The sequence below is a fragment of the Actinoplanes sp. NPDC051861 genome (assembly GCF_040681145.1).
Classification (GTDB): domain Bacteria; phylum Actinomycetota; class Actinomycetes; order Mycobacteriales; family Micromonosporaceae; genus Actinoplanes.
The window spans coordinates 83112-107412 of the sequence record NZ_JBFAYE010000024.1; the positions used below are offsets into that span (position 1 = coordinate 83112).

The 24301-nt window shown below is 72.1% G+C and carries 21 protein-coding genes; 8 read left to right on the top strand and 13 right to left on the bottom strand.

The window, feature by feature from the left end; genetic code table 11:
• Positions 1–81: 81 nt before the first annotated feature.
• Both AB0M02_RS39535 and AB0M02_RS39540 read right to left on the bottom strand, forming a co-directional pair.
• Positions 82–1257 carry a DUF1996 domain-containing protein gene (locus AB0M02_RS39535; protein ID WP_364236925.1) on the bottom strand — a complete coding sequence of 392 codons (1176 nt, stop codon included), beginning with the start codon at positions 1255–1257 and terminating at the stop codon, positions 82–84.
• A 133-nt stretch (positions 1258–1390) separates the two neighbouring features.
• On the bottom strand, positions 1391–2194 hold the full coding sequence (locus AB0M02_RS39540; RefSeq protein WP_364236927.1) for a helix-turn-helix domain-containing protein: 804 nt from the start codon (positions 2192–2194) through the stop codon (positions 1391–1393).
• 35 nt (positions 2195–2229) lie between these two features.
• On the opposite strand from AB0M02_RS39540, the gene AB0M02_RS39545 reads away from it, so the two are divergent.
• Positions 2230–2649: a DUF6157 family protein gene (locus tag AB0M02_RS39545; RefSeq protein WP_364236930.1), complete on the top strand. Its 420-nt coding sequence runs from the start codon at positions 2230–2232 to the stop codon at positions 2647–2649.
• On the opposite strand, the gene AB0M02_RS39550 is transcribed toward AB0M02_RS39545, so the two are convergent.
• The 4 genes from AB0M02_RS39550 to AB0M02_RS39565 form a co-directional block, all read right to left on the bottom strand.
• Entirely contained in the window at positions 2646–3680 is a 1035-nt protein-coding gene (locus tag AB0M02_RS39550; RefSeq protein WP_364237093.1) for a winged helix DNA-binding domain-containing protein, read from the bottom strand. The genes AB0M02_RS39545 and AB0M02_RS39550 overlap by 4 nt on opposite strands.
• On the bottom strand, positions 3562–5205 hold the full coding sequence (gene dacB / locus AB0M02_RS39555; RefSeq protein ID WP_364236933.1) for a D-alanyl-D-alanine carboxypeptidase/D-alanyl-D-alanine-endopeptidase: 1644 nt from the start codon (positions 5203–5205) through the stop codon (positions 3562–3564). The genes AB0M02_RS39550 and dacB overlap by 119 nt, the downstream gene beginning before the upstream one ends.
• A 69-nt stretch (positions 5206–5274) precedes the next feature.
• A complete protein-coding gene (locus AB0M02_RS39560) occupies positions 5275–5919 on the bottom strand; it encodes a GNAT family N-acetyltransferase (protein WP_364236935.1) in 645 nt (214 codons plus the stop codon).
• A gap of 23 nt (positions 5920–5942) precedes the next feature.
• On the bottom strand, positions 5943–7160 hold the full coding sequence (locus AB0M02_RS39565) for an alcohol dehydrogenase catalytic domain-containing protein (RefSeq protein ID WP_364236937.1): 1218 nt from the start codon (positions 7158–7160) through the stop codon (positions 5943–5945).
• A 119-nt stretch (positions 7161–7279) separates the two neighbouring features.
• Between AB0M02_RS39565 and AB0M02_RS39570 the strand changes: the two genes are divergently transcribed.
• The gene (locus AB0M02_RS39570) at positions 7280–8098 is read left to right on the top strand and encodes a hypothetical protein (protein ID WP_364236940.1); all 819 of its coding nucleotides are present in this window, start codon (positions 7280–7282) and stop codon (positions 8096–8098) included.
• Positions 8099–8118: 20 nt separating this feature from the next.
• On the opposite strand, the gene AB0M02_RS39575 is transcribed toward AB0M02_RS39570, so the two are convergent.
• The 7 genes from AB0M02_RS39575 to AB0M02_RS39605 form a co-directional block, all read right to left on the bottom strand.
• A complete protein-coding gene (locus tag AB0M02_RS39575) occupies positions 8119–8634 on the bottom strand; it encodes a hypothetical protein (protein ID WP_364236942.1) in 516 nt (171 codons plus the stop codon).
• A gap of 80 nt (positions 8635–8714) precedes the next feature.
• A complete protein-coding gene (locus AB0M02_RS39580; RefSeq protein WP_364236945.1) occupies positions 8715–9446 on the bottom strand; it encodes a dienelactone hydrolase family protein in 732 nt (243 codons plus the stop codon).
• 65 nt (positions 9447–9511) lie between these two features.
• Positions 9512–9886 (bottom strand): ChaB family protein, encoded by a 375-nt coding sequence (locus AB0M02_RS39585; RefSeq protein ID WP_364236948.1) that lies wholly within the window; start codon positions 9884–9886, stop codon positions 9512–9514.
• A 35-nt stretch (positions 9887–9921) separates the two neighbouring features.
• Positions 9922–12207 (bottom strand): calcium-binding protein, encoded by a 2286-nt coding sequence (locus tag AB0M02_RS39590; protein WP_364236951.1) that lies wholly within the window; start codon positions 12205–12207, stop codon positions 9922–9924.
• Between the two features lie 25 nt (positions 12208–12232).
• Entirely contained in the window at positions 12233–14227 is a 1995-nt protein-coding gene (locus AB0M02_RS39595) for a fibronectin type III domain-containing protein (protein WP_364236954.1), read from the bottom strand.
• A 68-nt stretch (positions 14228–14295) separates the two neighbouring features.
• On the bottom strand, positions 14296–15342 hold the full coding sequence (locus AB0M02_RS39600; protein ID WP_364236956.1) for a glycoside hydrolase family 32 protein: 1047 nt from the start codon (positions 15340–15342) through the stop codon (positions 14296–14298).
• 45 nt (positions 15343–15387) lie between these two features.
• On the bottom strand, positions 15388–16035 hold the full coding sequence (locus AB0M02_RS39605; RefSeq protein WP_364236959.1) for a TetR family transcriptional regulator: 648 nt from the start codon (positions 16033–16035) through the stop codon (positions 15388–15390).
• A 79-nt stretch (positions 16036–16114) separates the two neighbouring features.
• Between AB0M02_RS39605 and AB0M02_RS39610 the strand changes: the two genes are divergently transcribed.
• The 6 genes from AB0M02_RS39610 (at position 16115) to AB0M02_RS39635 (ending at position 24252) form a co-directional block, all read left to right on the top strand.
• Positions 16115–17536, top strand: coding sequence for an MFS transporter (locus tag AB0M02_RS39610; RefSeq protein WP_364236962.1), 1422 nt, complete (start codon positions 16115–16117; stop codon positions 17534–17536).
• 37 nt (positions 17537–17573) lie between these two features.
• Complete coding sequence (locus AB0M02_RS39615) at positions 17574–17927, top strand: hypothetical protein (RefSeq protein WP_364236964.1); 354 nt, start codon at positions 17574–17576, stop codon at positions 17925–17927.
• Between the two features lie 53 nt (positions 17928–17980).
• Entirely contained in the window at positions 17981–19150 is a 1170-nt protein-coding gene (locus tag AB0M02_RS39620; protein ID WP_364236966.1) for a cellulose-binding domain-containing protein, read from the top strand.
• A gap of 160 nt (positions 19151–19310) precedes the next feature.
• A complete protein-coding gene (locus AB0M02_RS39625) occupies positions 19311–21071 on the top strand; it encodes a serine/threonine-protein kinase (protein WP_364236969.1) in 1761 nt (586 codons plus the stop codon).
• A 77-nt stretch (positions 21072–21148) separates the two neighbouring features.
• On the top strand, positions 21149–21913 hold the full coding sequence (locus AB0M02_RS39630; RefSeq protein ID WP_364236970.1) for a SigB/SigF/SigG family RNA polymerase sigma factor: 765 nt from the start codon (positions 21149–21151) through the stop codon (positions 21911–21913).
• Between the two features lie 74 nt (positions 21914–21987).
• A complete protein-coding gene (locus AB0M02_RS39635; RefSeq protein ID WP_364236972.1) occupies positions 21988–24252 on the top strand; it encodes a bifunctional diguanylate cyclase/phosphodiesterase in 2265 nt (754 codons plus the stop codon).
• Positions 24253–24301 lie beyond the last annotated feature (49 nt).

Consider the following 24301-nt stretch of genomic DNA (forward strand, 5'->3'; position numbering starts at 1 on the left):
CCCCAGCACCGGAGCCTAGCGGCCACCGATCGAGCTCGGGGGTTCCCATCGGCCCGCGCGGGCCGGTCATGAGGAGATCGGTCAGAAGGAGAACTTGTCGTAGCCGTCGTTGCCGCACGTCCGCCGCTGAGCGATGCAGTTACGGACACGCTGGTTCATCGCGCCGGTGTCCCACATCAGGAACGCGTCGCCGTGCATCGAGGAGGCGCTCTTCCCGGCCGGGTCGGACGAGAGGTAGTAGCCGGCCTTCGAGCCTTTCGCACCGTAGGCGATGTCAAAGGTCAGAGCCGGGATGCGTACGGGATGAGCAGCGGGGCAGCCCTCGTTCGAGCCGAACGCGACATGGTCCTTGTGGTTGGGACTGTCCAGGTTCTTCCCGTCCCAGCAGTCCGGGAACTGGAGCATGAAGTGCAGGCTCGCCGGCTCACCGCAGATGGGCCAGTTGCCGTTGTCGCTGCGCGCGTAACCGTCGATGTCGCCGGGGCCGTAGAAGGCGCAGTAGAACTGGCCCTGCGCACCCCGCGGGGTCGGTACCTTCCTTTTGGCGTCACCCGCGATCATGCGCAAGCCGTTGGGTATCGGCAGAATGCCTGCCGAATTGTCGCGGATCGAGCGATAGTAGACCCGGAATCCGGTGGTCTCGACCGGCTTGCGGGTCGCCGCCTCGTACAGGGTCGGCACCCAGTACGCGGAGTGGTCCACCTTCGGCTTGCACGTGGTGGCGGTGAACCTCATCAGGTCCTCGGCGGTGGTGCCGGCGTCGACGGCCCTGTTCCCGACGAACGAGTGCATGTGCGAGGCGCCCGGCAGCCCCGGCGCGACGATCGGGTCGTCCGGCTTGCGGTGGCTGTACGTGCAGTCGGCCCGGAACTCGGCCAGGTTGCCCGCGTCGCCCGGCGGGTCCGCCTTCGTGGCCTTGTAGCCGGCCACCTGAGCGTTCCAGGCGGCCCGGTCGACCGGGATCCACCCGGGCTTCGCGGCCACCTGAGCCTTGGGAGTCGTCGAGGACTTGCGCGCGGCGGGCGAGGCCGCCGAGACAGCAGCCGACGGGACCGCCGCGGACGGGACAGCCGGGACGGCCGGTGCCGGTGTCGCGGTCCCGGCCTGAGCGACGCCGGCCAGGTCCGCCTGCGGAGCACGGCCCGCCCAGACAGCGGCGCCGGTCAGCAGAACGACGACGACCCCACCGGCAGCCGCCACGACCGGCACCCGCCGGCGCCGGGCATGACGGGGCTCACGGGACACGGAGGACGGCACAACCAACTCCCACCAGACGCTTCTCTCGGCCGAACGGCCGCCGGAATGGTAGGCAGGCGCGGTCCGCGCCGGACAGGCACTTAAAGCAAAGGAAAAGAAAGACTGACCGGAGGTACGCAATTTCCCGGAGCCCTCAGAAAACTGTTATCCGCCGCAGCGATTTCAGATACTCGCCCGGCGTCCGCCCGACCGCCGCCCGGAACTCGTTGACCAGGTGCGACTGATCCACGTACCCCAGGCGCGCGGCGATCTGGGCCGCGCCCGCCTCGCCGTCGACCGCGAACTGCCGTGCCGCCTCCTGGAGCCGGACCCAGCGCCGCACCCAGGCCGGTCCCTGCCCGATCGTCTCCCGCAGCGCGCGCTGCACGGTCCGCGCCGAGACGCCGCCCGGCAGCGGCTCACCCCGCCCGATCGCGTCCACCGCCGCGTTGGCGAGCAGCTGCCTGCCGGTGAGCGGCCGTTCCGCGAGCATGCCGGTGATCAGCTCGGTGGCCAGGTCGATCCGGGCCGCGGTGCCCGGCGCGTCGGCGACCGCCCGCAGCAGGCCGTGCAACCGGGCGTCCAGTGCCGGGTCCACGGCCAGGGTCCGGTCGGCGATCGCGGCCGGTGCCAGGTCGCTGACGACGGCGAGCCCGGCCGGGCGCAGGCGGATCGCGAAGCCGGTTCCCCAGCCCGCGATCTCCCGTCGCCACGCCCGACGGTGCACCCCGGTCACCACGAGTTCGGCCGGCACGTGACCGGCCTCGATCGTGAGCGTGACCGCCGGGTCGCTGAGGATGCGCTGGTCGACGCGCTCACCGGCAAGGTTCCATGCCACCGTCCAGAAGTGGTCGACGACCGGCGCGACCGCGGGCCCGGCCGGATGCCGGGCGGCGGCGTACCGTGCCAGGTTCGCCGGGTGCAGCACGCCGGTCCGGTCGGTGTCGCGAATCTCCAAGAACCTCGCCTCGCCGGAAAGCCATGATGGCGCCCATGCACAGCACCAACTACGTGAACACGTTCATCGAGGTGGCCGAGGACACCGCAGCCGCCGCCGCGACCGTACCCCCGGAGCGGGCGACCCCCAGCGTCGCCGAACTGACCTTCCGGATGATCGCCGACGCACCCTACCGGCACACGTCCGACGATGTGGTCTTCGGCGTCTGGGCGCGCCGGCGCGGCGTGCCCGAGGCGGACCGCACCGCGGCCCGGGAGACGTTCTTCGCCAAGGGACAGCCCTGCTTGCGCTCCAGCGACCTGGGCAAACGGTACGGCTGGGGCATCCACGCGGACGCCGAGGGCCGGGTGGCGCTGGTCGCTCTCGGCTCACCCGAGTACGCCACGCTCGCCGCCGGCCGCGCACCCGACGGCACCACCGTCACCGTCACGCGAGCCATGCGCAGCCGCCGCTAATCCTCCCGGAAGACGATGTTGTCAGGGTCGGCGCGCGGCGCGTGGAACGCCACCAGCGCCGCGCCCTCCCGCGCGATCTCGTCCCGCTCCGGCCCGGAGAGACGGCGGAACGGGCGCACGGTCAGGACCCCGCCGGCGATCTTCCAGGTTGCCGCCACGAAGCCGTCGACCAGCAGCGACCGGGGCTGCTCCATGTTGCCGCCGCCCCAGCCCTGGGCCGCGTAGTCGACGCCGCCGACGACCCGGCTCCGGTCGGCGTGCGACAGCAGCAGGTTGTCGAAGTCGTAGAGGAACCGCACCGGAGCCGGGGTGCCCGGATCCGGCCGGGGCGCGTCCGGCAGGTCGAACAGCTCGCGGCCCTCGGTGTCGCGGAACGTCACCAGCGACGGCCGCAGCCGGTCCGCGACCTCGGCCAGCCTGGTCAGTCCCGACCATTGCTGGGCGTCGCGCACGGTCGCCGGGCCGAACGCCGCCAGATAACGGAGGAACAGGGTCTCCACCCGCGGCGACGGGTCCACCGGCACGCCGAGCCAGTGCTCCATCGGCACGTGCGCGGGCCGTCCGCTGCGCCCCCAGACGCCGCGCGGCGGGACCTGGACCAGCGGCGTCCAGGCGCGTGCCGCCTGCGCCAGCGCCGCCGGATCATGCCCGGGGAAGGACGGCGCGAGCGCCCGCCCGAGCTCGCTGAAGATCATCGGCTGCGCCGCGAGCGCCGAGAGGGCCGCGGCGACGAGCTGGTCGCGGTCGATGCCGCGCAGATGCCGTCCGAAAGCGCCCATCGTGCTGCGGACGATCACCGGTTCCACGAGCGGCCGAAGCCATCGGCAGTCGTCCGCGGTGACCAGGTGGATCGTCGAGCGCATCAGTGCCATCCGGACGATCGCGCGGTCGGTCAGCAGCCGGGCGGTCGGCTCAGGCGTGTAGTCCTCGAGCCGGCTCCAGAGCCCCACGTACCAGGTGTGCGGCGTCTGTGCCTGCAGCCCGCCGAGCCGGGTGAGCGCCTCGGGCACGGTCAGCGGCGCGCGCCGCAGCAGCAACTGCCGGTCGAGGGTGGCGCGGTTGAGGGATCGGCGGTCGAGCGTTCGCGCGGTCACCCACCGAACGGTAGTGCCCATTGAGGACAGTTTCGGTCCGCGCCAGCGCGATCACCACGTGGTCCAGAAGGTCGCTGACTCCGGCGGCCGCACCGTTCACGATCAGCGAGAACACCATCCGCCGCCCGTCCGCGCCGGTCACGTACCCGGAAAGCGCGTTCACCCCGGCCAGCGTCCCGGTCTTGGCCCGCGCGTTCCCCGCCGCCGGTGTTCCCCGCATCCGGTCCCGCAGCGTCCCGCCGGTCATCGGATCCGGATCGGCCGCGACCGGCAGCGCCGCGTACCAGGCACCGAACCACGGCTTCCTCCTCGCCGCCGCCAGTACCGTCGTCAGCTGCCGGGCCGTCACCCCGTTGCGCCGGCTCAGGCCCGAGCCGTCCGCCGGCGTCAGCGCACCCGGATCCGCGCCGAGCCGCCCGAGCGCTTCCGACATCGCCGCCAGCCCACCCGGCCAGCTGCCCGGCACGGTCGGTTCCACCGCCCGGCTCATCGCCTTGACCAGCATCTCCGCGAGCCCGTTGTTGGAGAGTTTCAGCATGGCCGGGAGGATCTCGGCCAGGGGATCGGAGACCTGAGCGGTCAACGTCGCGGCCGTTTCCGGTGCAGAACCCTTTCCGGTACGGGCACCGAACGCGATCCCGTGCCGTTTCAGCGCCGCGCCGAACAGGTCGAGCGAGGTCGCCGCCGGATCGGGCACCGACACCAGCTTCGACCCCGCCACGGACACCACCCCGCCGACCACGATCCGCCTCGTCCCGTGGTCACGGCTCACGGTCACGGTGTTCGCGCTGCCGGACACCGCCCGGTTCAACAATCGCACGGTCGCCGTGGGCGGGTGCACACCGACCACCGGCGCCTTCCCCGCCACCCCGGGCCGGTAGCGCACCTCCACCGCCGCGTTGTCGAACCGCTCGCCGGCCGCGAACGAGACAGCCGAGACCGGCGCGGTGTCCGCCGCACCCTCGTCCTGCCACGACCAGTCCAGCCCCAGCGGCACCCGGTCGAACCAGCCGTCGTCGGCCAGCACCCGCCCCTCGACCTCGGTCACGCCCGCCTCGGCAACGGCCGCGGCGAGAGCGTCGTATCGCTCGTACGTCATGGTCGGGTCTCCCTGACCCACCAGATAGAGATCCCCGCGCAGCACGCCGCCCGCGACCGGCCCGGTGTGCCGCACCGATGTCCGGAACTGATAACTGGGCCCGAGCACCTCCAGGGCCGCGGCCGCGGTCAGCAGCTTCTGGTTCGACGCGGGCAGCACCCGCCGGTCCGGATCCCGCGCGAAAACCAGCTCCCCGGTGTCCTCGTCGCGCACCTCGGCCACCACGGTCGCGCCGGCGAGCCGCTCGTCCGCGAGAATCCGCTCGATCTCCGGCACACCGTCGCCGGCCGTCGCGGGCACCGGGCCGGGAAGAGCGAGGGTCGTCCCGATGATCGCCGCCACAGCGGCGCGAGCAGAGCGCATGAACACCGCAGAGATCGTCACACGCCCGCCGGCGCGGACCGATCGGCTCCGGCGCGACCCTCCGGGCCGTCACCTGATCGGGAGCATCAGCGCCTCCGAACCGACCGGACGGAATCCCGCCGCCTGGAAGACGCGCACGCTCCGGGCGTTGCCGGGCGACTGCTGCGACCAGACCGGAGTGCCGGCGGGAACGAGATGGCGGGCGGCGACAGCCAGGAGACGGCCGAGCCCGTTTTCGCGTACGTCTTCATCGACCTCGATGGCCGTCTCCCAACGGCCCGCAACGCCGCGTCCGAGAATGACCACCCCGCCGTCGGCCGCCCAGACCCGCACCGCATCACGCCGCCGCAGCGTCGACCGCACCCGCGGGTGCTCGGCGCCGGTGATCTCCCGCAGCGGCACCGGCGGCGGGCCCGGCAGCGCGGTAGCCACCGTGAGCAGGTCGATCGTGTCCATCCCGCGCCCGGTCCGCTCCAGCAGCGCGGCGAGGAACAGCGGGTTCATCGTCGCCGCGAGCGCGTCACACGGCATCCGCGCGATCAGCTCACGCACCCACGCCGGGTCCTCGTCGACGAACACCACCGAGTGCGCCGTGAACGCGACCACCCCGGCGTCCCGCTCGCCGGCCTGCGCCACCACGGTCGTCGCGCCGTCCGGTGGCGGAAAATGACCGCGTGCCGCCGCGTCGAGGATCTCTCCGAGCGTCTGTCCCATGACGCCATCCAAGGCCGCCGCGGTCAGCCGACCAACGGAATTTCCGGATTCGGGCGCAACGTCACCTTCACCGCTCCGGCGCGCGGCCCGTCCGACGCGGTGGCCAGCGCCGTCCGCCACGCGTCCAGCGGGAACGTGTGGGTGACCAGCCCGTCCACCGGGAACGCCGGATCACCGAGCCACTCCACGACCCGTGCCATCTCCGCCGAGTTGACGGTGCCCTGGACGGTGAGCTGCCGGTTCCACACCAGCGACCAGTCCACCGTCTGCCGGCCCGCGCTGCCGACCAGCACCAGCATCCCGGTCGGCCGCAGCACGTGCAGCGAGAGGTCGATCGTCGAGCTGAGCCCCACGCAGTCGAAGACCACGTCGACGCCCTGCTCCAGGATCGGCGTCCGCGTCAGCCGCGGCCGGATCACCCGCCCGCCGTGCTGTGCGGCGAGCGCCTCCACCACACCGGAGCCCGGCGGCAGGGTCCGGGTGGCGCCGGCGAGCAGACCGGCCGCGCCCGGCCCGACCATCGTGATGTCCAGGTCCGGATGCAGCCGGCGCAGCGCCGCGGTGAGCAGCAGCCCGATCGTGCCCGGCCCGATCACCACGGCGCGGTCGCCGCGGCGGGTCCAGCGCAGCGCGGCGTGCAGGGCGATCGAGGCGGGTTCGGCGAGGACGAGCCGCCGGGAGGGGACGGTGCCGGCCGGGTGCAGCTGCGTCTGGTGCGCGACGACCAGCTCACCCCAGCCGCCGCCCAGAGCGGCGTCGAATCCCAGGCTGGGCGAGTCACATCCGGTGCTGCCGGGTTGATCAAAGCGTTCACAGACGTACGGGTGGCCCTCACGGCACGACCGGCACAGCGCGAACCCGCGATGCGTGCACGACAGGATCGGGTCCACGGCAACCCGGTCGCCCTCCCGCACCGAGGTCACGCCCGGCCCGACCGCCTCCACCACCCCGGCGATCTCGTGCCCCAGGATCTGCCGCCGAGCCGAGTAGAACGCGCTCAGCACCGGCGACGACTTCGCATGCGCCACGGCGGTGTCACTGCCACAGATCCCGGCGAGTTCCGGCCGGAGCCGCACCCATCCCGGCGAGTCCGGCATCTCCGGCTCGGGCAGATCGTCGCGCAGCGACAGCAGCCCACCGGGCCCCCAGCCCGTCCGGCTGCCGGCCCGCCCCGGCAGGAACTGCGCGGCGGCGGTCATCGCGTACCGCGGAATCGTCAGGTCGGCGAGGACAGCCCGCACAGCCCCTCCCCAGGCGCAGTCCGGCATCAGGTGCAGGCATCCTGCCACCGCGTGAACGCCGAGTCGAATCAACGACCGTGCGGTGGCTCCCCCTCCCGGCGCGGTGTTACGCAGGTTTCATGAGTGGGCTGGACGTTCTACTGTTCTACAATTCCGCGAACCGCGCCGGTGTCACCTCCCGCATCGAATCCAACGGTGATCTGCTGACACTGCGCGAATTCGCCCCGAACACGTTCGGTTCCTGGACACACATCGTCAAGGTCGGTTCCCGCCTGCTGTACTACAGTCGCGACAACCGCGCCGGCGTCACCCAGGAGATCGAGGCGGACGGGAGTCTGCGCACGTTACGTGAGTTCCGGCCGGGCACGTTCGGCTCGTGGACGCATATCGCGTCGGACGGGCGGCGGCTGCTCTACTACAGCCGGGAGAACCGCGCCGGCGTCACCCAGGAGATCGACGCGGCAGGCGGTCTCCGTACGCTCAAAGAATTTGCTCCTGGCTCTTTCGGCTCGTGGTCACATATCGTGTCGGACGGCCGCCGCCTGCTGTATTACAGCGACGACAACCTGGCCGGCGTGACGCAGGAAATCGACGACGCGGGTGGCCTGCGGACGTTGAAGGAGTTCCGCCGGGGATCATTCGGCCGGTGGACGCACCTCGTCTCCGACGGCCGCCGCCTGCTGTATTACAGCCGCGAGAATCAAACCGGCGTCACCCAGGAGATCCGCGGCACCGGCGACCTGGAAACCCTGCAGGAGTTCAAGCCGGGCGCCTTCGGCGTGTGGACCCATCTCGTCTCGGACCGGCGGCGGCTGCTCTACTACAGCCGCGACAGCCACGCCGGCGTCACCCAGGAGATCGACGGCCTGGGCGACCTGCGCACGCTGAAGGAGTTCAGCCCCGGCGTCTTCGGCTCCTGGACCCACATCACCGGCTGACCGGCCGGGCGCTTCCCCGGTCAGCAGCCGATGTACGTCCTGGACACCCGGCCACCGATGTCCACCCTCGAGAAGTCGGGGCCGGGAAGGTTGATATTGCTGCACCTGCGCTGGATCGTGGGCCAGCTGTCGTTGTTCCCGAAGCCGCTGGAGCATCCGGCCAGCCCGGGAATCCCGCCCCAGTTGCTTCCCCCGGAGATGTGGACGGCGCTCGCCCAACCCCACAGCCCGTTGTCGCTGAGCGTGTAGGCCCACCAGTCGTTGGCCGCCGAGCCGAGGTACGCCTGCGCGTTGACGAACCTCCGCTGGCAGACGAACCAGCTCGTGCCCTGGTACAGCACGGCCGAGGTGTTGTCGTGCAGCCGGTACTCGCTGGGGTAGTTCTCCGTGTGCATCCACAGTCGTACCGACGATCGGTACATGTAGCAGTTGTACGTCTGGTACCCGTGCCGGACCGACGACTTCGTGCATCCGGTCGCGGCGGCCGCCGGTGCTGCGGCGACCGCCACCGCGGTTCCGGTGATGAGAACCATCATGGAAATCAGAGAAATCAAACGTCGTTTGGCTCGCATGCTGCCTCCCCCGTTGAGCGTGTGGGTCGGCATGTTACAACGCGTCAGCGACCCGTCAGGAACGAGACCGCCTCGGTGAGGGCCAGGTCGGTGAGGACCGGGTCGTGGCGGGGGCCGATGTCGCGCATGAAGGCGTGCTCGCCGCCCTGGTAGACGTGCAGTTCGAGTTCGTCCAGCCCGGCCTCGTAGAGCGCGGAGATCGTCTGCAGCCGCGCGGCCGGGGGAACGTGCGGGTCCTGGGAGCCGAAGACGACCATCAGGCGGCCTCGGATCTCGGCGGCGCGGGCCAGCGAGCCGGGGTCGTCGGCGCCGAGGGCGCCGTTGTGCAGCCCGGTCGGATAGAAGCAGACGGTCGCGTCCACCCGCGGGTCGAGCGCGGCGCGGAAGGCGAGGTGGCCGCCGATGCAGAAGCCGGTGGCGTACAGAGCGGTGGTGTCGGCTCGCTGCTCCAGGTAGTCCAGGACGGCGACCCGGTCGGTGTCGAAGTGCCCGGTCGTGGTGGCTGCTGCCCCGGCGAGTCCGGCCTGCTTCCCCGGGTCGTCGAACTCCAGAACGACACCGGCCAGCTCGGTGCGCGGATAGATCTCCGGCACCGCGACCACGAACCCGTAGGACGCGAGCCGCCGCACGGTACGCAACGTCGACTCGGTCAACTGGAAGATGTCGGTGTAGAGCAGCACCCCCGGCAGCGCCTCGTCCCCCACCGGCCGCACCACGATCGTCCGGATCTCCACATCGGGCGCCGCAACCCGAACCTCTTCCTCGATCAACTTCATGCCAACCCCCTTGCGTGTGAAGTTGAGGTGCGCAGCGGGGCCGAACTCCACACGAATCGTTCCGGTCAGCTACGCGCGCGTCGCGTCTCGCGCTGGTTCGCCTCGTTGATCGCGTCGACCAGTTCGGGCTTGGTCATCTTCGACCGGCCGGAGATCTCCAGGCGGCGCGCCACGCCGAGCAGATGTTCCTTGCTCGCGTTGGCGTCCACGCCGCCCTTTGTGCCGGCGGACTTCCCCTCGCTCGGCCCCTTCTTCTTCTTCGGCTCCCAGTGGTCGCCGACCTTCTCGTACGAGTGCTTGACCGCCGAGAACGCCGTACGGTGCGCCCGCTCGCCCTCCCCGTACTGGTCGACCGCCGAGTCGTGGGTCTTGATGAAGGTGTCCTGCGCCTTCTTCGGGGACCGTTTCAGGGTCTCCGGCAGTTCGTCACGTCCAGGCATGACCGTGGAGTTCCCGGCGCACGCGGCCCAAAACGTCACGGAGCACCGACCGGCCTGAGCACGAACTTGGGGATCGACACCGTGCCGTCCATCGGCACGCCGTCCATGCTGTACGTGTCGTCCGCGTTGAGCTGGTACGACCGCTGCCGTCCCGCCCGGTCCACGACCGTCACCGAGCACAGCCGCCAGTCACCGGGTGTCGTGGTCGCCGGCAGGACACCCGTCAGTTCCCAGACCCCCTCGCTGACCGGGCTCTCGTACGTCGACACGCCCGTACGCGCCCCGGCCGTGCAGAAGTCGCCGGACAGGTACCGCACGCCGCTGACGTCGTCGGACGCCCGCACACGGAGCCGTACCTCCCGGTCCACGCTGTTGTCGGCCTCGGTGAGCCCCGAGTACTCGCCCCAGCTCACGTCCAGCGTCGGAGGATGCGCGTCGGAGGCCGCACCGGTCACGGTCAGGTTCCCGATCCATCCCCCGCCTTCCTCCTGGGTGTACCAGCGGCTGCGCCCGCTGCGGTCCACGACGTTGTAGGACTCGACCCTCCACTGGCCGGTCGGCAGGAACGCCGGCAGCGACCCGATCAGCTCCCAGACGCCGTCGTGGTCGTCGCCGCCTTCGAGGAGCTGGGGCGAGCTGAGCCACACGACCGGGCCGTTCGGGTCGTCGACCGGGCGCATCACCCCCGCCAGGCTGACCACACCGGTCAGCTCGTCGGTGGCGCGTACCCGCAGCTTGACCTCGCGGATCTCGCTGTTGTCCTGCTCGGTCGCGGTCACCCAGGTGGCGTCGGCGCCGTACACCACCGGGTACGCGGCGTCGTAGGTGTCGCCACCGACCACGAGCGGCGGCAGCGAGATGCTTCCGGGCGGCTCCTCGTCGGTCTCCACGCTGGTGCTCAGCCGGTAGGTGCCGTCGGTCTCGAAGAAGTACTGCGAGGTCCGGTGCACCCGGTCCTCCAGGTAGATCGAGTCGACCGTCCACTCCCCGGTCACCGACATCGCCGGCAGCACGCCGGTGTACTCGAAGACGCCGTCGTGCAGCTGGCCGGAGACCAGTCCGCCGGACCAGGAGCTGACGAACAGCGACGGCCCCCACTGCTCCGGGCTGCGGAAGTAGATGAACGTGTTGACCAGGCCGCTGCGGTCGTCGGTCACCCGGGCGCGGACCTTCACGGTCACGTTCTCGGCGTTGTTCACCGCCGGCTCGATCGCCCAGGTCAGCGACGTGGTGTCGAGCAGCGGCGACTCCTTGTCGGTGCACCGGTCGCCGCCCGCGTCGTCGGGGTCGTTGACGCAGATGTTGACGCCCGGCCCGCCCTCGACCACGTCGTCACCGGCGCCGCCGTCCATCTCGTCGTCGCCGACACCGCCGTCCATCGCGTCGTTGCCGCCGCCACCGTCCATCGCGTCGTTGCCGTCGCCGCCGACCAGGGTGTCGTTGCCGTCGCCGCCGGCCACCGCGTCGTTGCCGGCACCGCCGCTGACCTCGTCGTTGCCGCCGCCGCCCTCGAGACGGTCGTCGCCCCGGCCGCCGTCGAGCTTGTCGCTGCCGTCACCGCCGGCGGCGTGGTCGGCACCGGCGCCGCCGTTGACCGTGTCGTCGCCGTCGCCGCCGGCCAGCTCGTCGTCGCCGGCACCGCCGTTGACGCCGTCGCTGCCCGCGCCGCCGCTGAGCGTGTCGGTGTCCTCGCCGCCGTCGAGCCGGTCGTTGCCGCCGCCTCCGTCGAGGGTGTCGTCGCCGCTGTCGCCGCCGGCCACGTCGTTGCCGTCGCCCCCGTCGAGCGTGTCCACGCCGTTGCCGCCGCTGACGATGTCGGCGCCCGGCCCACCGGACACGGTGTCGTCGCCGTCGCCGCCGACGACCCGGTCCCCGGCGTCCGCCGGGTCGGTCTCCACCTCCGGCGCACCGCCGCCGAGCGTGTCGTCGCCGGTGCCGCCGTCCACCACGTCCGTGCCGCCGCCACCGTCCAGGGTGTCGTTGCCGTCGCCGCCGCGGATCTGGTCGTTGCCGCCACCGCCGCTCACGGTGTCGGTGCCGTCCTCGCCGAACACCGTGTCCCGGCCGGTCCCGCCGGTGATCTGGTCGTCGCCGGCGCCGCCGTCCAGGACGTCCTTGCCGCCGCCACCGGTGATCACGTCGTTGCCGCCGAGGCCGCAGATGACCTCGTAGCCGTGCGTACCGATCAGGTGGTCGTTGCCGTTGGTGCCCAGCACGGTGCAGGCCTTGCCGTTCTTGGCCTTGGGGCCGCCCGCCCGGGCCGGGCCGGTGCCGGCGAACAGGACGAGGAGCACGGTCGTGCCCACAGCGACGGTTCTCATTTCTCGGGCCTCCGGGTGCGGATGATCAGCCGCGGACCTGGACCGAGCCGCCGGTGACGGCGGCCGAGGTCCCGGCGGCGTTGAGGGCGACGACGCGGACATGAAGGGTGCGGCCGGCCTTGAGACCGCTCACGACGCAGCTGCGCGCGGATCCCGCCGCCGTGCAGCGGGCCACGGCCCGGCCGGTGTACGTGGCCGACAGCTCGGCCCGGTAACCGGTCACCGCGGTGCCGCCGGTGGCGGTCGGCGCCTGCCAGGTGACCTTGACCTTGCCCTTCTTGGGCGACGTGGCGTCGGCCGAGCGGGGACGGCCGGGTGCGGCCCAGGTGACCGCTGAGGTACGCGCGCCGCCGGCGCTGGTTCCGGCCTCGTTGGTCGCGGTGACCAGCACGTAGTGGCGGGTGCCGGCCTTGAGACCGGTGAGCACGCAGGAGCGCCGCGAGGCGTCGGCGTGGCAGACCGCGACCGGCGGGCCGCCGGAGGAGCTCAGGTACGCCCGCGCCGTGTAGTCCGTGACCGCCGCGCCGCCGTCGTCCACGGGTTCCTCCCAGCCGACGGTGAGCCGTCCCGCCCCGGGGGTGAGCCGGACCTCGCCCGGCGCTGCGGGAGCCTCGGGGGCCGGGTCCGTCGTTTCGGTCGGCGAGGGAGTGGGTGCGTCAGTCGTAGGGGTCGGACCAACCGTCGGAGTAGGCGTAGGAGTGGGAGTAGGAGTGGGCGCCGGCCCCGGATCCGGGTTGCTCGCCGGTCCTGGCGCGGGAACAGCGGGAGCGCCGGCGACGACGGTGCTCCGGGCGGCCGGCAGGCCCTCCCCGCGAGCGGTGACCGCGCTGACCGCCACGTAGTACGTCTCCCCGTCGGTCAGGTCACCGATGGTGCAGGTGGTGACGGCTGACTCGCAGGAGGACAGCACGGGGCCGCCGGACGAGGCCGCGTACGCCCGCGCCCGGTAGCCGGTCACCGCCGAACCACCGTTGGCGAGCGGCGCCTGCCAGCCGACTCGGGCGCTCTCGGCCGCACCGGTCGCCGTCACGGACCGTGGGACGCCCGGGGCGGCGGCACCCGGCGGCGCCGTCGGCGCAGCCTCACGGATCACCACTCGGGACAGGTCCGAACCGGGGCCTAGGTCGGGCACCTCAAGCCGGACACCGCCGGACGACGACGTGGCTGTCACCGGGTACGGCACCGGGCCACCGGCACCGGCGAGGAGGACGTCGAACCCGGTCGCCAGGGCCGCCGACGCTGTGGTGCCGATCGCGGTGAAGTATCCGGCGGGCAGATGCACCGTGAGGAAGTTGCGCACCGCCGCGCCTTCGAGGTCCAGGTGCGGGTTGCCGAAGCCGGGCAGACCGAGCCGGTCCGTGCCGGCACCGGCGTCGTAGGCGGGCAGGTCCGCGCGGGACTGCGCGTTCGAGGCGACGAACACGCCGTCCATGGCGCTCACGTACTGCCCGTCGCTGCCGGACAGGTCCTGGGTGCGGCCGCCGAACCACCAGCCGGTGCCGTCGGCGTCGGCCATCGAGTCGGTGTCGCCGCAGTCCACCGCGAACTTGCAGTCCTCGAGCGAGTTGAGATTCCACGCGACCGCGGCCGCCCGGCCGGTCACCGTGAGCACGTAGTTGCCGGACTGATCGGTGGTACGGCTGATCCGCAGCCCGGCGGCGATCGCGTTGGTGAACCGCGGCACGAAGCCGCCGGTGTTCACCACGAGCGTGACCTCGCCACCGGTGACCTCCGCGGGCTTGCCCGCCCAGCCGTCGACGCCCCACCGCAGCCAGGTGCCGGTGTCGCTCTCGAACGGGTTGAGCACCGGGGTCAGCCCCGCATCCGTCAGCGACGCCGGGGCGCCACCGTCCGGAACGATGCCCGCCGAGACGAGGCAGTAGGTCACGCGCGGACCGGAACACTCGGGCCACGGCTCGTACGGCAGGTCGTCGGGAACGTCCGCACGGGCCACCGGCGCCGGGGACAGCGCGGTCAGCAGGACGGCGGCGGCTCCGGCCAGGACGGCGCGGCGGGGCATCGGATCTCCGTTTCCGTCCGGTCCCTCCGGACAAAAACGTGATCGGCATCACGAAGCCGAAACTGAGGCTAGCGGCTGCCGAAACGCGCGACCCTGACCCCGGCGGGCCCCGTGGCCACCCGGCGAGCCACGCCGAGGCCGCTCACCCCCTCGACGATCACCTCGACGATGTCCGCGTCGGCCAGCACGAGGGTCTCCCCGCCCGCCGGCATCCGCAGGATCACCTCACCGTTGTCGCGGACCTCGCCACCGGAGGCGGACAACCCGGTCGCTCCGTTGATCAGGTAGCGGTCCAGATGCGGGTGCGGCGTGGCGATGAGCCGGTCACCGCGTACCGTCAAAATCCATGGAAGGCTGAGCGTGCCCGCCCAGGCCGACCCCGGCGGTGCCGCCTCCTCGCCCAGGCGAGCGAGCACGCAGCGCCGCCCGGCGGCGTCGGCGAACGTCGCGGCCGGGCCCAGATGTCCCCGGCCGAAGACGCCGCGGGCCCGGGCGGTGAACTCACGGCCGTCATAATCCCCGATTGCGTACGCCAACCCGGTGCCCGTCGACACGATGAGCACCCACGACCCGTCCAGGGCGAAGAACCGCGGGCAGCCCCAGTCCCCGGAGACCGAGATCAGGATCCCGTCGTGCTCCCAGGTCACGAGGTCGGCGGAGTGGTACTGCAGCACGTCACCGCCCGCCGCCACGAGCATCCGCCACTCGTCACCGGTCCACCAGACGAACGGATCCCGCGCCTCCGCCGCCGAGGGCAGCAGCGCGACCGGCTCGACGTGCCAGCCGGCCAGGTCCGCACCGGCCACCGCCCGCCGCACCTGCCCCGCCCGCGCCGAGAAGATCATCGGCCCGCTCGGCCCGGCGACGACGGTCCCACAGCGCGGCTCCAGCGCCGGCGGCACCACACCCTGCTCGGTCCAGAGCACGAGATCCTCGGAGACCGCGTAGCCCCACCCGGACACACCGTCGGCCACCGGCGGATCCGGCCGGTGCTCATAGAAGACGTGGTACTGCCCACCCACCGGCAGCACCCCGAACACATCACCCACCCGGCCGGTACGCGGGGCGAAATGCACGCGGGGCCGCAGCCCCGGGACGCGCGGTGCGGGTTCCATGCCTTTGCGTAACACCCCGGGGCCCCGCGCACCAGCCCCCGTGGGTCACGTGTGGCGGCTGATCCCGGCCAGGATCAGGTTCACTCCGGCCAGGAACTGCTCCCGGTCGTCGTGGTCGCGCAGCTGGGCCGCCACGCCGCGCAGGAACGGGAACTCCCCCGGGTCCAGGCTCGACCACACCGCCGACTCCTCGCCCAGCACGTCCGCGCGGCTCGTGCCCGGTTCCTGGGTGCGGGCGTTGGCCGCGTTCTGGCCCGCCACGCCCAGGATGTAGTTCAGCAGCGCCGAGGCGGCGTCGAACTGGGCCTCGACCAGCACGCCCAATGCCCGCACCTGTTGCCCGAGCCGCTCGAAGACCCGCAGCGTCGTCGTCTGTGAGGCGAGCCGGGACAGCTGGGTGCCGATCCACGGGTGTTCGTCGATCGCGTCGAAGAGGCCGAGCGCCACCGCCCGGACCGCCTCCTCGGGGCCGCCGGGAGCTTCGGCGTCCATCACGCCGGCCAGGACGGCCGACGTCGCCGCGGCGAGGAGTTCGTCCTTGTTCGCCACGTGCCAGTAGATCGCGCCGGCTCCGGTCCTCAGCCGCGCGCTGAGCGCCCGGAACGTCAGCCCGCCCTCGCCCGCGCTGTCGAGCAGCACGATCGCGGCCTCGACGATGCGTTCGCGAGAAAGTGACGGACGACCAGTTTTCATGCACCCATCTTGACATGCCTGGAACGTCGTTCCAATCTTGGTTCTGTGGAACGCCGTTCCAGAAAGGTAGGCGGTAAGGATGAGCGCAACCACCCTGGAACGTCCGGCTTCACTGCGGGCGGTCTGGCCCGCGATCCTCGGCCTCTCGGTCGTCTTCCTCGTGGAGATGCTCGACAACTCGGTCCTCAACGTCGCCCTGCCGACGATCGCCCGCGAGCTGAACGCCACCGCCTCCGACCTGCAATGGATCACCTCCGGCTACTCGCTGCTGTTCGGCGGCCTGATGATCGCTTTCGGCACCATCGCCGACCGGTACGGCACCCGCCGCGTGATGCTGATCGGCCTCTCGCTGTTCGCCCTCGCCAGCCTCGCCGTCCTGGCCGTGCGCACCCCGGGCCAGCTCGTCGCCGTCCGCGCCGTCCTGGGCATCACCGCCGCCATGACCGCGCCGGGCACCATGGCGCTCTGCTTCCGCCTGTTCGACCAGGAGAACCTCCTGATGCGGGCCACCGCGTTCATCTCAACGGTCGGACTGGCCGGCCTCGCCGTGGGCCCCACCGTCGGCGGGCTCGTCCTGCAGGTCCTGCCGTGGCAGACCCTGCTGGTCATGAACGTCCCGATCGCCGTCCTCGCGATCGTCTGCATCCGCCGCGGCATCCCCGCCGACGACGCCTCGAACCGCAACAGCGCACCCCTGGACCTGCTCGGCGCCCTGCTCGGCACGGCGACGATCGTCCTGGCCCTGTGGACCGCGACGCTGGCCGTCGAGGACGGGTGGGCACACCGCACGCCGTGGCTGGCCGGGCTCGCCACGCTGCTCAGCGCCACCGGCTTCGTCCGCCACGAGCGCCGCACGGCCCACCCGATGTTCGACTTCGCCGTACTCAAGCGCCCTCAGGTCTCCGCCGGCCTGGCCTATCAGGCCGCACTCGGCCTGAGCATGGCCGTGCTCGCCTACAGTGTCTCGCTGCAGCTGCAGCTCGTCTGGGGCTGGTCGCCGGCCCAGGCCGCCCTCGGCAACCTCCCGCAGGTCATCACGATGATCGCCGTGGGCCCGTTCGTCGAGAAGCTGGTCGACCGCCTCGGCACCCACCGCGCCGGCCCGCTCGGTGCCGCCGCCGTCATCGCCGGCCTGCTCGTCTACGCCCTGCTGGGCCGCCAGGACTACATCTGGATCGCGATCGCGCTGACCCTGACCGCCGCCGGCATGCGCGTGGTCATGGTCATCGCCAGCGTCACCGTCATGCGCGGCTTCCCCGAGGACCAGGTCTCCACCGGCGCCGCCCTCAACGACACCGGCCAGGAGGTGGCAAGCAGCATCGGCATGGCCGTCACCGGCACGATCGTCGCCGCCGCCCTGACCGGCTCCCTCACTGACATCACCGCCGGCCCCGCGTCCGTCCACGCCTTCGAGAACGCCGTCACCACCGCCACTCTCACCCTGACCGCGATCAGCACCGCCCTGGTCACCTGGGCAATCCGCCGCAACCGAAAGATCTAGGTCTAGGAGGGGCGGGGATTCGGGTACAGAGCCGGGCATGGCGAAGTATCTGGTCAACGACGCGGCCGTCCGCAAGGCCCGCGAACTCATCAAGGCCAAGCAGTACGTCCTGGACAGCGACTGGGGCGAGGCACAGCCCCGGGCCGACGCGGAGAACACCTACCTGGACAAACACTCCTGGGACGACTACGCCCGGTGGCACCTCGCCCTCACCGACGGCGCCACGGACGAGACCAAGGCGCGGTACGCGTTCGGCTACGGGGATTTCCGCCGCCTGCACCGCTCCGGGCTGATCGCCTGTGTCTACCGGGCCGCCGAGTGGCACCACAAGGATGTCGAGCTGGCCGCGCACGACCTGCTCCAGGAACTGGACGCGGCCACCGGAAGATAGTTACATTCCTCAATGTTTGGGAGCGCTCCCAGACCTGGAGGAGGTAACGAGCCGTGCGACGTCGACTGATTCCGATGGTGGTGGCGGCCGCGCTGGCCGGCACCGGGTTCGTGGTGCTGCGGGCGCCCGCGGTGACCGCCGCGCCGGCCTGCACCGTCGACTGGACCGTCAACCAGTGGTCCAGCGGTTTCACCGCCGACGTGCAGGTCACCAACGGCGGCGCGCCGGTGACCTCCTGGACGCTGTCCTGGCGGTTCGCCGGCGACCAGCGCGTCACCAACGGCTGGAACGCCACGGTCACCCAGACCGGCAGCGACGTGACCGCCGCCAGCGTGGGCTGGAACGGCGCCCTCGCCACCGGCGCGTCCACCCGCTTCGGCTTCCAGGGGACGTATTCCGGCACCAACACCAAGCCCGCCGCCTTCTCCTTCAACGGCGTCTCCTGCAGCGGCGACACCCCGTCGTCCCCCAGCCCTTCGAACCCCCCGTCCCCGTCCCCGTCGGTCTCGCCCTCGACCTCGACACCGCCGCAGCAGGGTTGCGTCGCGACCGCGATCTGCGACGGCTTCGAGACGCAGACCGGCACGGCACCGGGCGGCGACTGGTCGATCGCCGCCCCCGACTGCAGCGGCGCCGGCACCGTGGCCGTCGACCGTACGGTCGCCCGCTCCGGATCCACCTCGCTGCGGGTGAACGGCGCCGCCGGTTACTGCAACCACGTCTTCGCCGCCAACACCCGGATCCTCGGCACCGCGGGCCCGGTCTGGTACGTGCGCTACTGGGTACGCCACACCACCGCCCTCCCCACCTCGCACATCACCACCGTGGCGATGCGCGACTCCGCGGACGGCAACCGTGACCTGCGCTTCGGCGGCCAGAACGGCGCCCTGCAGTTCAACCGCGCCTCGGACGACGCGACGCTGCCCGAGCAGAGCCCGGCCGGTGTGGCGCTGTCCGCCCCGCTGCCGGTGAACACGTGGAACTGCGTGGAGTTCAAGGTGGACGGCCGCGACGGCACCATCGAGACCTGGCTGAACAACACGTCGGTGCCGGGGCTGCTGGAGGACGGCGTGCCCACCCACGACATCGACAGCCAGTGGCTCAACCGGACGTGGCGGCCGGCGCTGACCGACCTGCGCCTCGGCTGGGAGAGCTACGGCGAGGGCACCGACACTCTCTGGTACGACGACGTGGCCGTCTCGAGCCAGCGCAACGGCTGCTGACCGTGACCGAGTAACGGGCTAACGAGCCGTCCGCCGCCCGGTGACGACCGGCCGACAAGATGGCCGTTTCCTGGGTGTTCGGGCGTGAAATCGTTGCCATCCGCGGCCGTCACCGTGACGATCGGCGTCGCTTCGATCCCCTTCGTCGCGGAAGGCCAACGTGCACTCGTCCCCCTCTCTCACCGGTTCCGGCTCCCCGTCATCGTCCGGGGAGCCCGGCACCGTCGATCTCAGCAACCGCTGTGTCGGCAACTCCTACGTCCTGGTCTGCCCGGTGGGGCAGGGCGCCACCGGCACGGTGTGGCGTGGCGTCGACCGGTCCACCGGCGAGCAGGTCGCCGTGAAGCTGCTGCACGAGGGCCTGCTGCGGCAGCCCAAGCTGGTCACCCGCTTCGTGCAGGAGCGGACCATCCTGATGATGGTGCGGCACGAGAACATCGTCGGCGTGCGCGACCTGTTCAGCGTCGGCGAGTCGATCGGCCTGGTGATGGACTTCGTGGCCGGCGGCAGCCTGCGGGACCGGCTGCGCGCGTCCGGCACGCTGCCGGCAGCGGACGCCACGCGCCTGCTGGCGCAGGTCGCGGCGGCGCTCACCGAGGCGCACGCGCTGGGCGTGGTGCACCGCGACGTCAAACCCGACAACATCCTGCTGAGCGGTCCGGGCGAGGACGCGGAGGTACGCCTGACCGACTTCGGCATCGCCCGGGTGCTCGACGCGGCCGGGCTCACCACCCCGCACGCGATCATCGGAACGCCGCACTACATGGCGCCCGAGACGGTCAGCGGTGGTGAAGCCGCACCCTCGGCCGACGTGTACGCGCTCGGCATCACCCTGTACGAGCTGGTCTGCGGCCGCACCCCGTTCACCGGAGAGCCGTTCGCGGTGCTGCAGGGCCACCTCAACGACCCGCCCGCGCGCCCGGCCGGCATGCCCGGCGAGGTGTGGGAGGTGATCGAGGAGTGCCTCGACAAGGACCCGCAGCGGCGCCCGGCGGCCGCCGAACTGCAGGAGACGTTCCGCCGGCTCGCGCGCCGCACGGCCGGCGTGCCGGCACTGCCGGTACGCAACGACACGATGCCCACTGAGCCGCGGGGCCTGCTCTCCACCGGCATGCCCCGGCCCGGACTGAACCGCCCGCCGCGCAAACGGCGCCGCAACGGCCCGCGCACCTGGCTCTGGGGCAGGCACGGTCTGGTGGTGGCCATGCTCGCCGGCTCGCTCACCGCCGGCGCGGGCGGCTACCACGCCTGGCAGCTGCGGGACGCGCAGTCCCGCCCGGCGCAGGCCGTCGCCACACCGCCGGCCGGGCCGGGCGGAGCGGGTGCCGCCGCCGTGGCACCGTCCGCGGTGGCCGGAGCCTCAGCGCAGCCGCCCGCGCCGGCCGTCTCCGGCAGCGACGCGGGCGTCACCTCGATGGCCCCGCCGGCCGGCGGGAGCGGCGCCGCCGGCACCGGCGGCCGGCGCTCGGAGGCGGCGGCCGGCCCGGCCGGGATCGGGATCACGGCCGGGCCGGGGCAGATCGGCGCCACCGTGGGACCGGGCCGAGCCGGCGGCAAGGTGGCGTTCGGCCCGTGGCGGTGCGGCGAGAAGTACTCGTGGGATCTCGGCCATCCGGTGCTGGCCCAGCCGTGCCACGCGCTGGGCCCGGCGATCCGCGTGATGGGCTCGATGGAGGCGGCGCCGGGGATCCAGGTCGACATCTCGCTGTCGGTGCACGACGCCGCCACCGACGAGATCGTGTCGGGCCCGTACCGGTGCCGGGGACTGATGTTCACCGACTTCGCGATCAAGCACGAGTGCGGGCCGGGCGATCTGCAGGCGCCGCACGGGTACACGTACGTCGTGGTGCAGACCTGGGAGTACACCGGCCGGCCGCTGCTGCCCGGCGGCACCATCCGTGGGCCGGAATTCACCTGGTGAGGTGAGAGGGGTTTGAATCGGCGAAGGGCCGGACATTAGTTGCCTCGCAGCAAGTTTTGCAGACGCGAGGAGCCTCCATGACCGCCACAGCGACCACCGACCGGGCCAGTGAGTTGATCGCGGCCATGACGGACCTGCCGGCCGGGCACCCGTCCCGGCCGAGCCTGCGGGACCAGGCGATCGAGGCGTGGCTCCCGCTCGCCCGGCACCTCGCCAACCGCTACGCCGGGCGCGGGGAGCCGGCCGACGACCTGCACCAGGTCGCCGTGATGGGCCTGATCAAGGCGGTCGACCGGTTCGACGCCGGCCACGGCAGCGAGTTCGCCAGCTTCGCCATCCCGACGATCGTGGGCGAGCTCAAGCGGCACTTCCGCGACCGCACCTGGTCGATCCGGGTGCCGCGCCGCCTGCAGGAGCTGCGCCTGGCGATCACCGCTGCGAACAGCTCGCTGACGCACACGCTGGGCCGCTCCGCGACGGTCGCGGACATCGCCGCCCACCTCGGCATCTCCGAGGAGGAGGTGCTCGAAGGGCTGGAGGGTGCCCGCGCGTACAACTCGACCAGCCTGTCGACGCCGGCCAACGCCGACGGCAGCAGCACCCTGGCCGACACGCTCGGCGAGGAGGACTCCGCGTTCGAGCTCGCCGAGCTGCGCATCGCGCTGGGCCCGGCGATCGCCGCGCTCGACGAACGCGAGCAGAAGATCATCAGCCTGCGGTTCTACGGCAACCTGACCCAGACCGAGATCGCCGAGCAGATCGGCATCTCCCAGATGCACGTCTCGCGCCTGCTCGCGAAGGCCCTGGCCAAGCTGCGCCGGCGGATGGGCGAAGCCGTCTAGCGCGTTCCCTCAGCCCGCTCGCGAAAGAGCCGACGTTACAGACCGTCGACCAGCGAGCGGACGGAGGGAAAGGCGTGCCAGCACAGCCGACCGGCCGTACCGGTGCTCTGCTGCTGTTCTGCACGTCGGCGATCGTGCTGTTCTGCGGCGCCTGGCTGGCCGTCGGGTTCGTGCACGTCTGGGCCCATCCGGTCGTCGGCTGGCTGCCGGTCCCGGTGGGAGCGGTGCTGGCCGGTCAGGCGTGCCTGGCGGCGAGCCGGGCACCGGGGCTCGACGCCGGCACCCGCCGCTTCTGGCGGCACCTCACGCTGGCGTGCGCGCTGTTCACCGCCGCGATCCTCGCCAACATCGCCGACGCGGTCGGCGGTCCGGAGCCGTCCCAGCGGATCGGCGCGGTCACCATCGCCGGGTACGTGTCTGTCCTGGCCGTGGTGCTGTTCGCCCTGCTGCGCCTGCCGTCCTGGCAGCGCAGCCGCGCCGACTGGATCCGCTTCGGCCTCGACGCCGGCATCGTGCTGCTCACGGTCGGCGCGCTGGTCTGGCACTTCTCGCTGCGCAACCACCAGCAGTGGATCGCGCAGACCGGTGGCGCCGCCGCGATGCTCGTGATCACGGTGGTGGCCGGGCTTTCGATGGCCACGTTCGTGAAGGTCGCCTTCGCCGGTGCCGGTCGCCTCGACCGGCGCGCCACGTACATCCTGGCGACCGGCAGCGCGGTCAGCGGCTGTTTCGGCAGTTTGTCGCCGCTGCTGGTCGACCGGCCGTACCTGTCCAGCAGCCTGATCGCGGTGCCCCTGGCCGCGGCCAGCGTCCACCTGGCGGCCGTCAGCCAGCAGCGGGCCGGTGCCCGGGAGCCCCGGCCGCGGCCGTCGCGCCGGCGTATCAGCGTCGTGCCGTACCTCGCCGTCGCCGTCACCGACACCCTGCTGCTGGCCACCCAGCCCGGTGACACCGCGCAGACCCGCATCATGGAGGTCATCGCCGTGGCGCTCACCGCGCTCGTGGTGATCCGGCAGATCATCGTGCTGCGCGACAACCACCGGCTGCAGGACCGGCTGGCTCATCAGGCCAACCACGACAGCCTCACCGGCGCCGGCAACCGGGCGCTGTTCGACGAGCGCGCCGGGCAGCTGCTCGCCGAGGGCGCCACGTTCCACGTCGCCCTGCTGGACCTGGACGACTTCAAGGCGGTCAACGACCGCCTCGGACATCGTGTCGGCGACCTGCTGATCCGGGAGACGAGCCACCGCCTCGCCGCCGTGCTCGGCGCCGGCGGCCGGCTCACCCGCCTGGGCGGCGACGAGTTCGCGATCATCCTGCCGGGCACCGGCGATCTGCCCGCCCTGCTGGACCGCCTGGTCGGCATGGTCGGGCAGCCGGCCGACCTGGACGGCACCGCCGTGGTCGCCGCCGCGAGCGTGGGCATCACCACCGCCCGCGACGGCGACGACCCGGCCGAGCTGCTGCGCCGCGCCGACGTGGCCATGTACGCCGCGAAGGCGGGCGGCGGCGACCGCTGGCAGTGGTTCGACCCGGGCATGGACCGGGCGGCCGACGACGCCGCCCGGCTCGCCGCCGACCTGCGCCAGGCGCTGGGCAACGGGGAGTTCTTCCTCGTCTACCAGCCGATCGTGAGCCTGCCGGACGGCGTGCCGGCCGGCGCCGAGGCCCTGTTGCGCTGGCGGCACCCCGAGCGCGGGCTCGTGCCACCGGACGTGTTCATCCCGGTGGCCGAGCGCATCGGCGTCATCAACGAGATCGGGGCGTGGGTGCTCGAACAGGCCTGCCGGCAGAGTGCCGGCTGGTCGCGCCGGTACGGCCCGGCCGCACCCGGGCGGATCAGCGTCAACGTCTCCGCCCGCCAGCTCGCCGACCCCGGGTTCGCCGACGCGGTCGCCGCCACGGTCCGCGAGACCGGCGCCGACCCCGCCCGGCTGCTGATCGAGGTGACCGAGACCGCGGTGCTCAACGCCGAGACCGCCGCCGACCAGTTGCACCGGTTGCGGGCACTCGGGCTGCGCATCGCCCTGGACGACTTCGGCACCGGGCACTCCTCGCTGAGCCTGCTGCTCACCGTGCCGGTCGACGTGCTGAAGGTCGACAAGTCGTTCGTCAGCGGCGACACCGCCGACGGACCCGGCGCGATCATCGTCCGGAACATCATCGGCTTCACCACCGACTTCGGCATCGAGGCGGTCGCCGAGGGCGTGGAGACCGCCGACCAGGCCGCGCGGTTGCACCGGGCCGGGTACACCCTCGCCCAGGGCTACCACTTCGGCCGCCCGATGACCGCCGAGGCGTTCGAGGCGGAGTTCGGTACGGTCCCGCTGGCCTCCTGAGAAGGGCACTCGGCGCAAAACCACCCATAAGCATCCGGAGCCGTGGAAT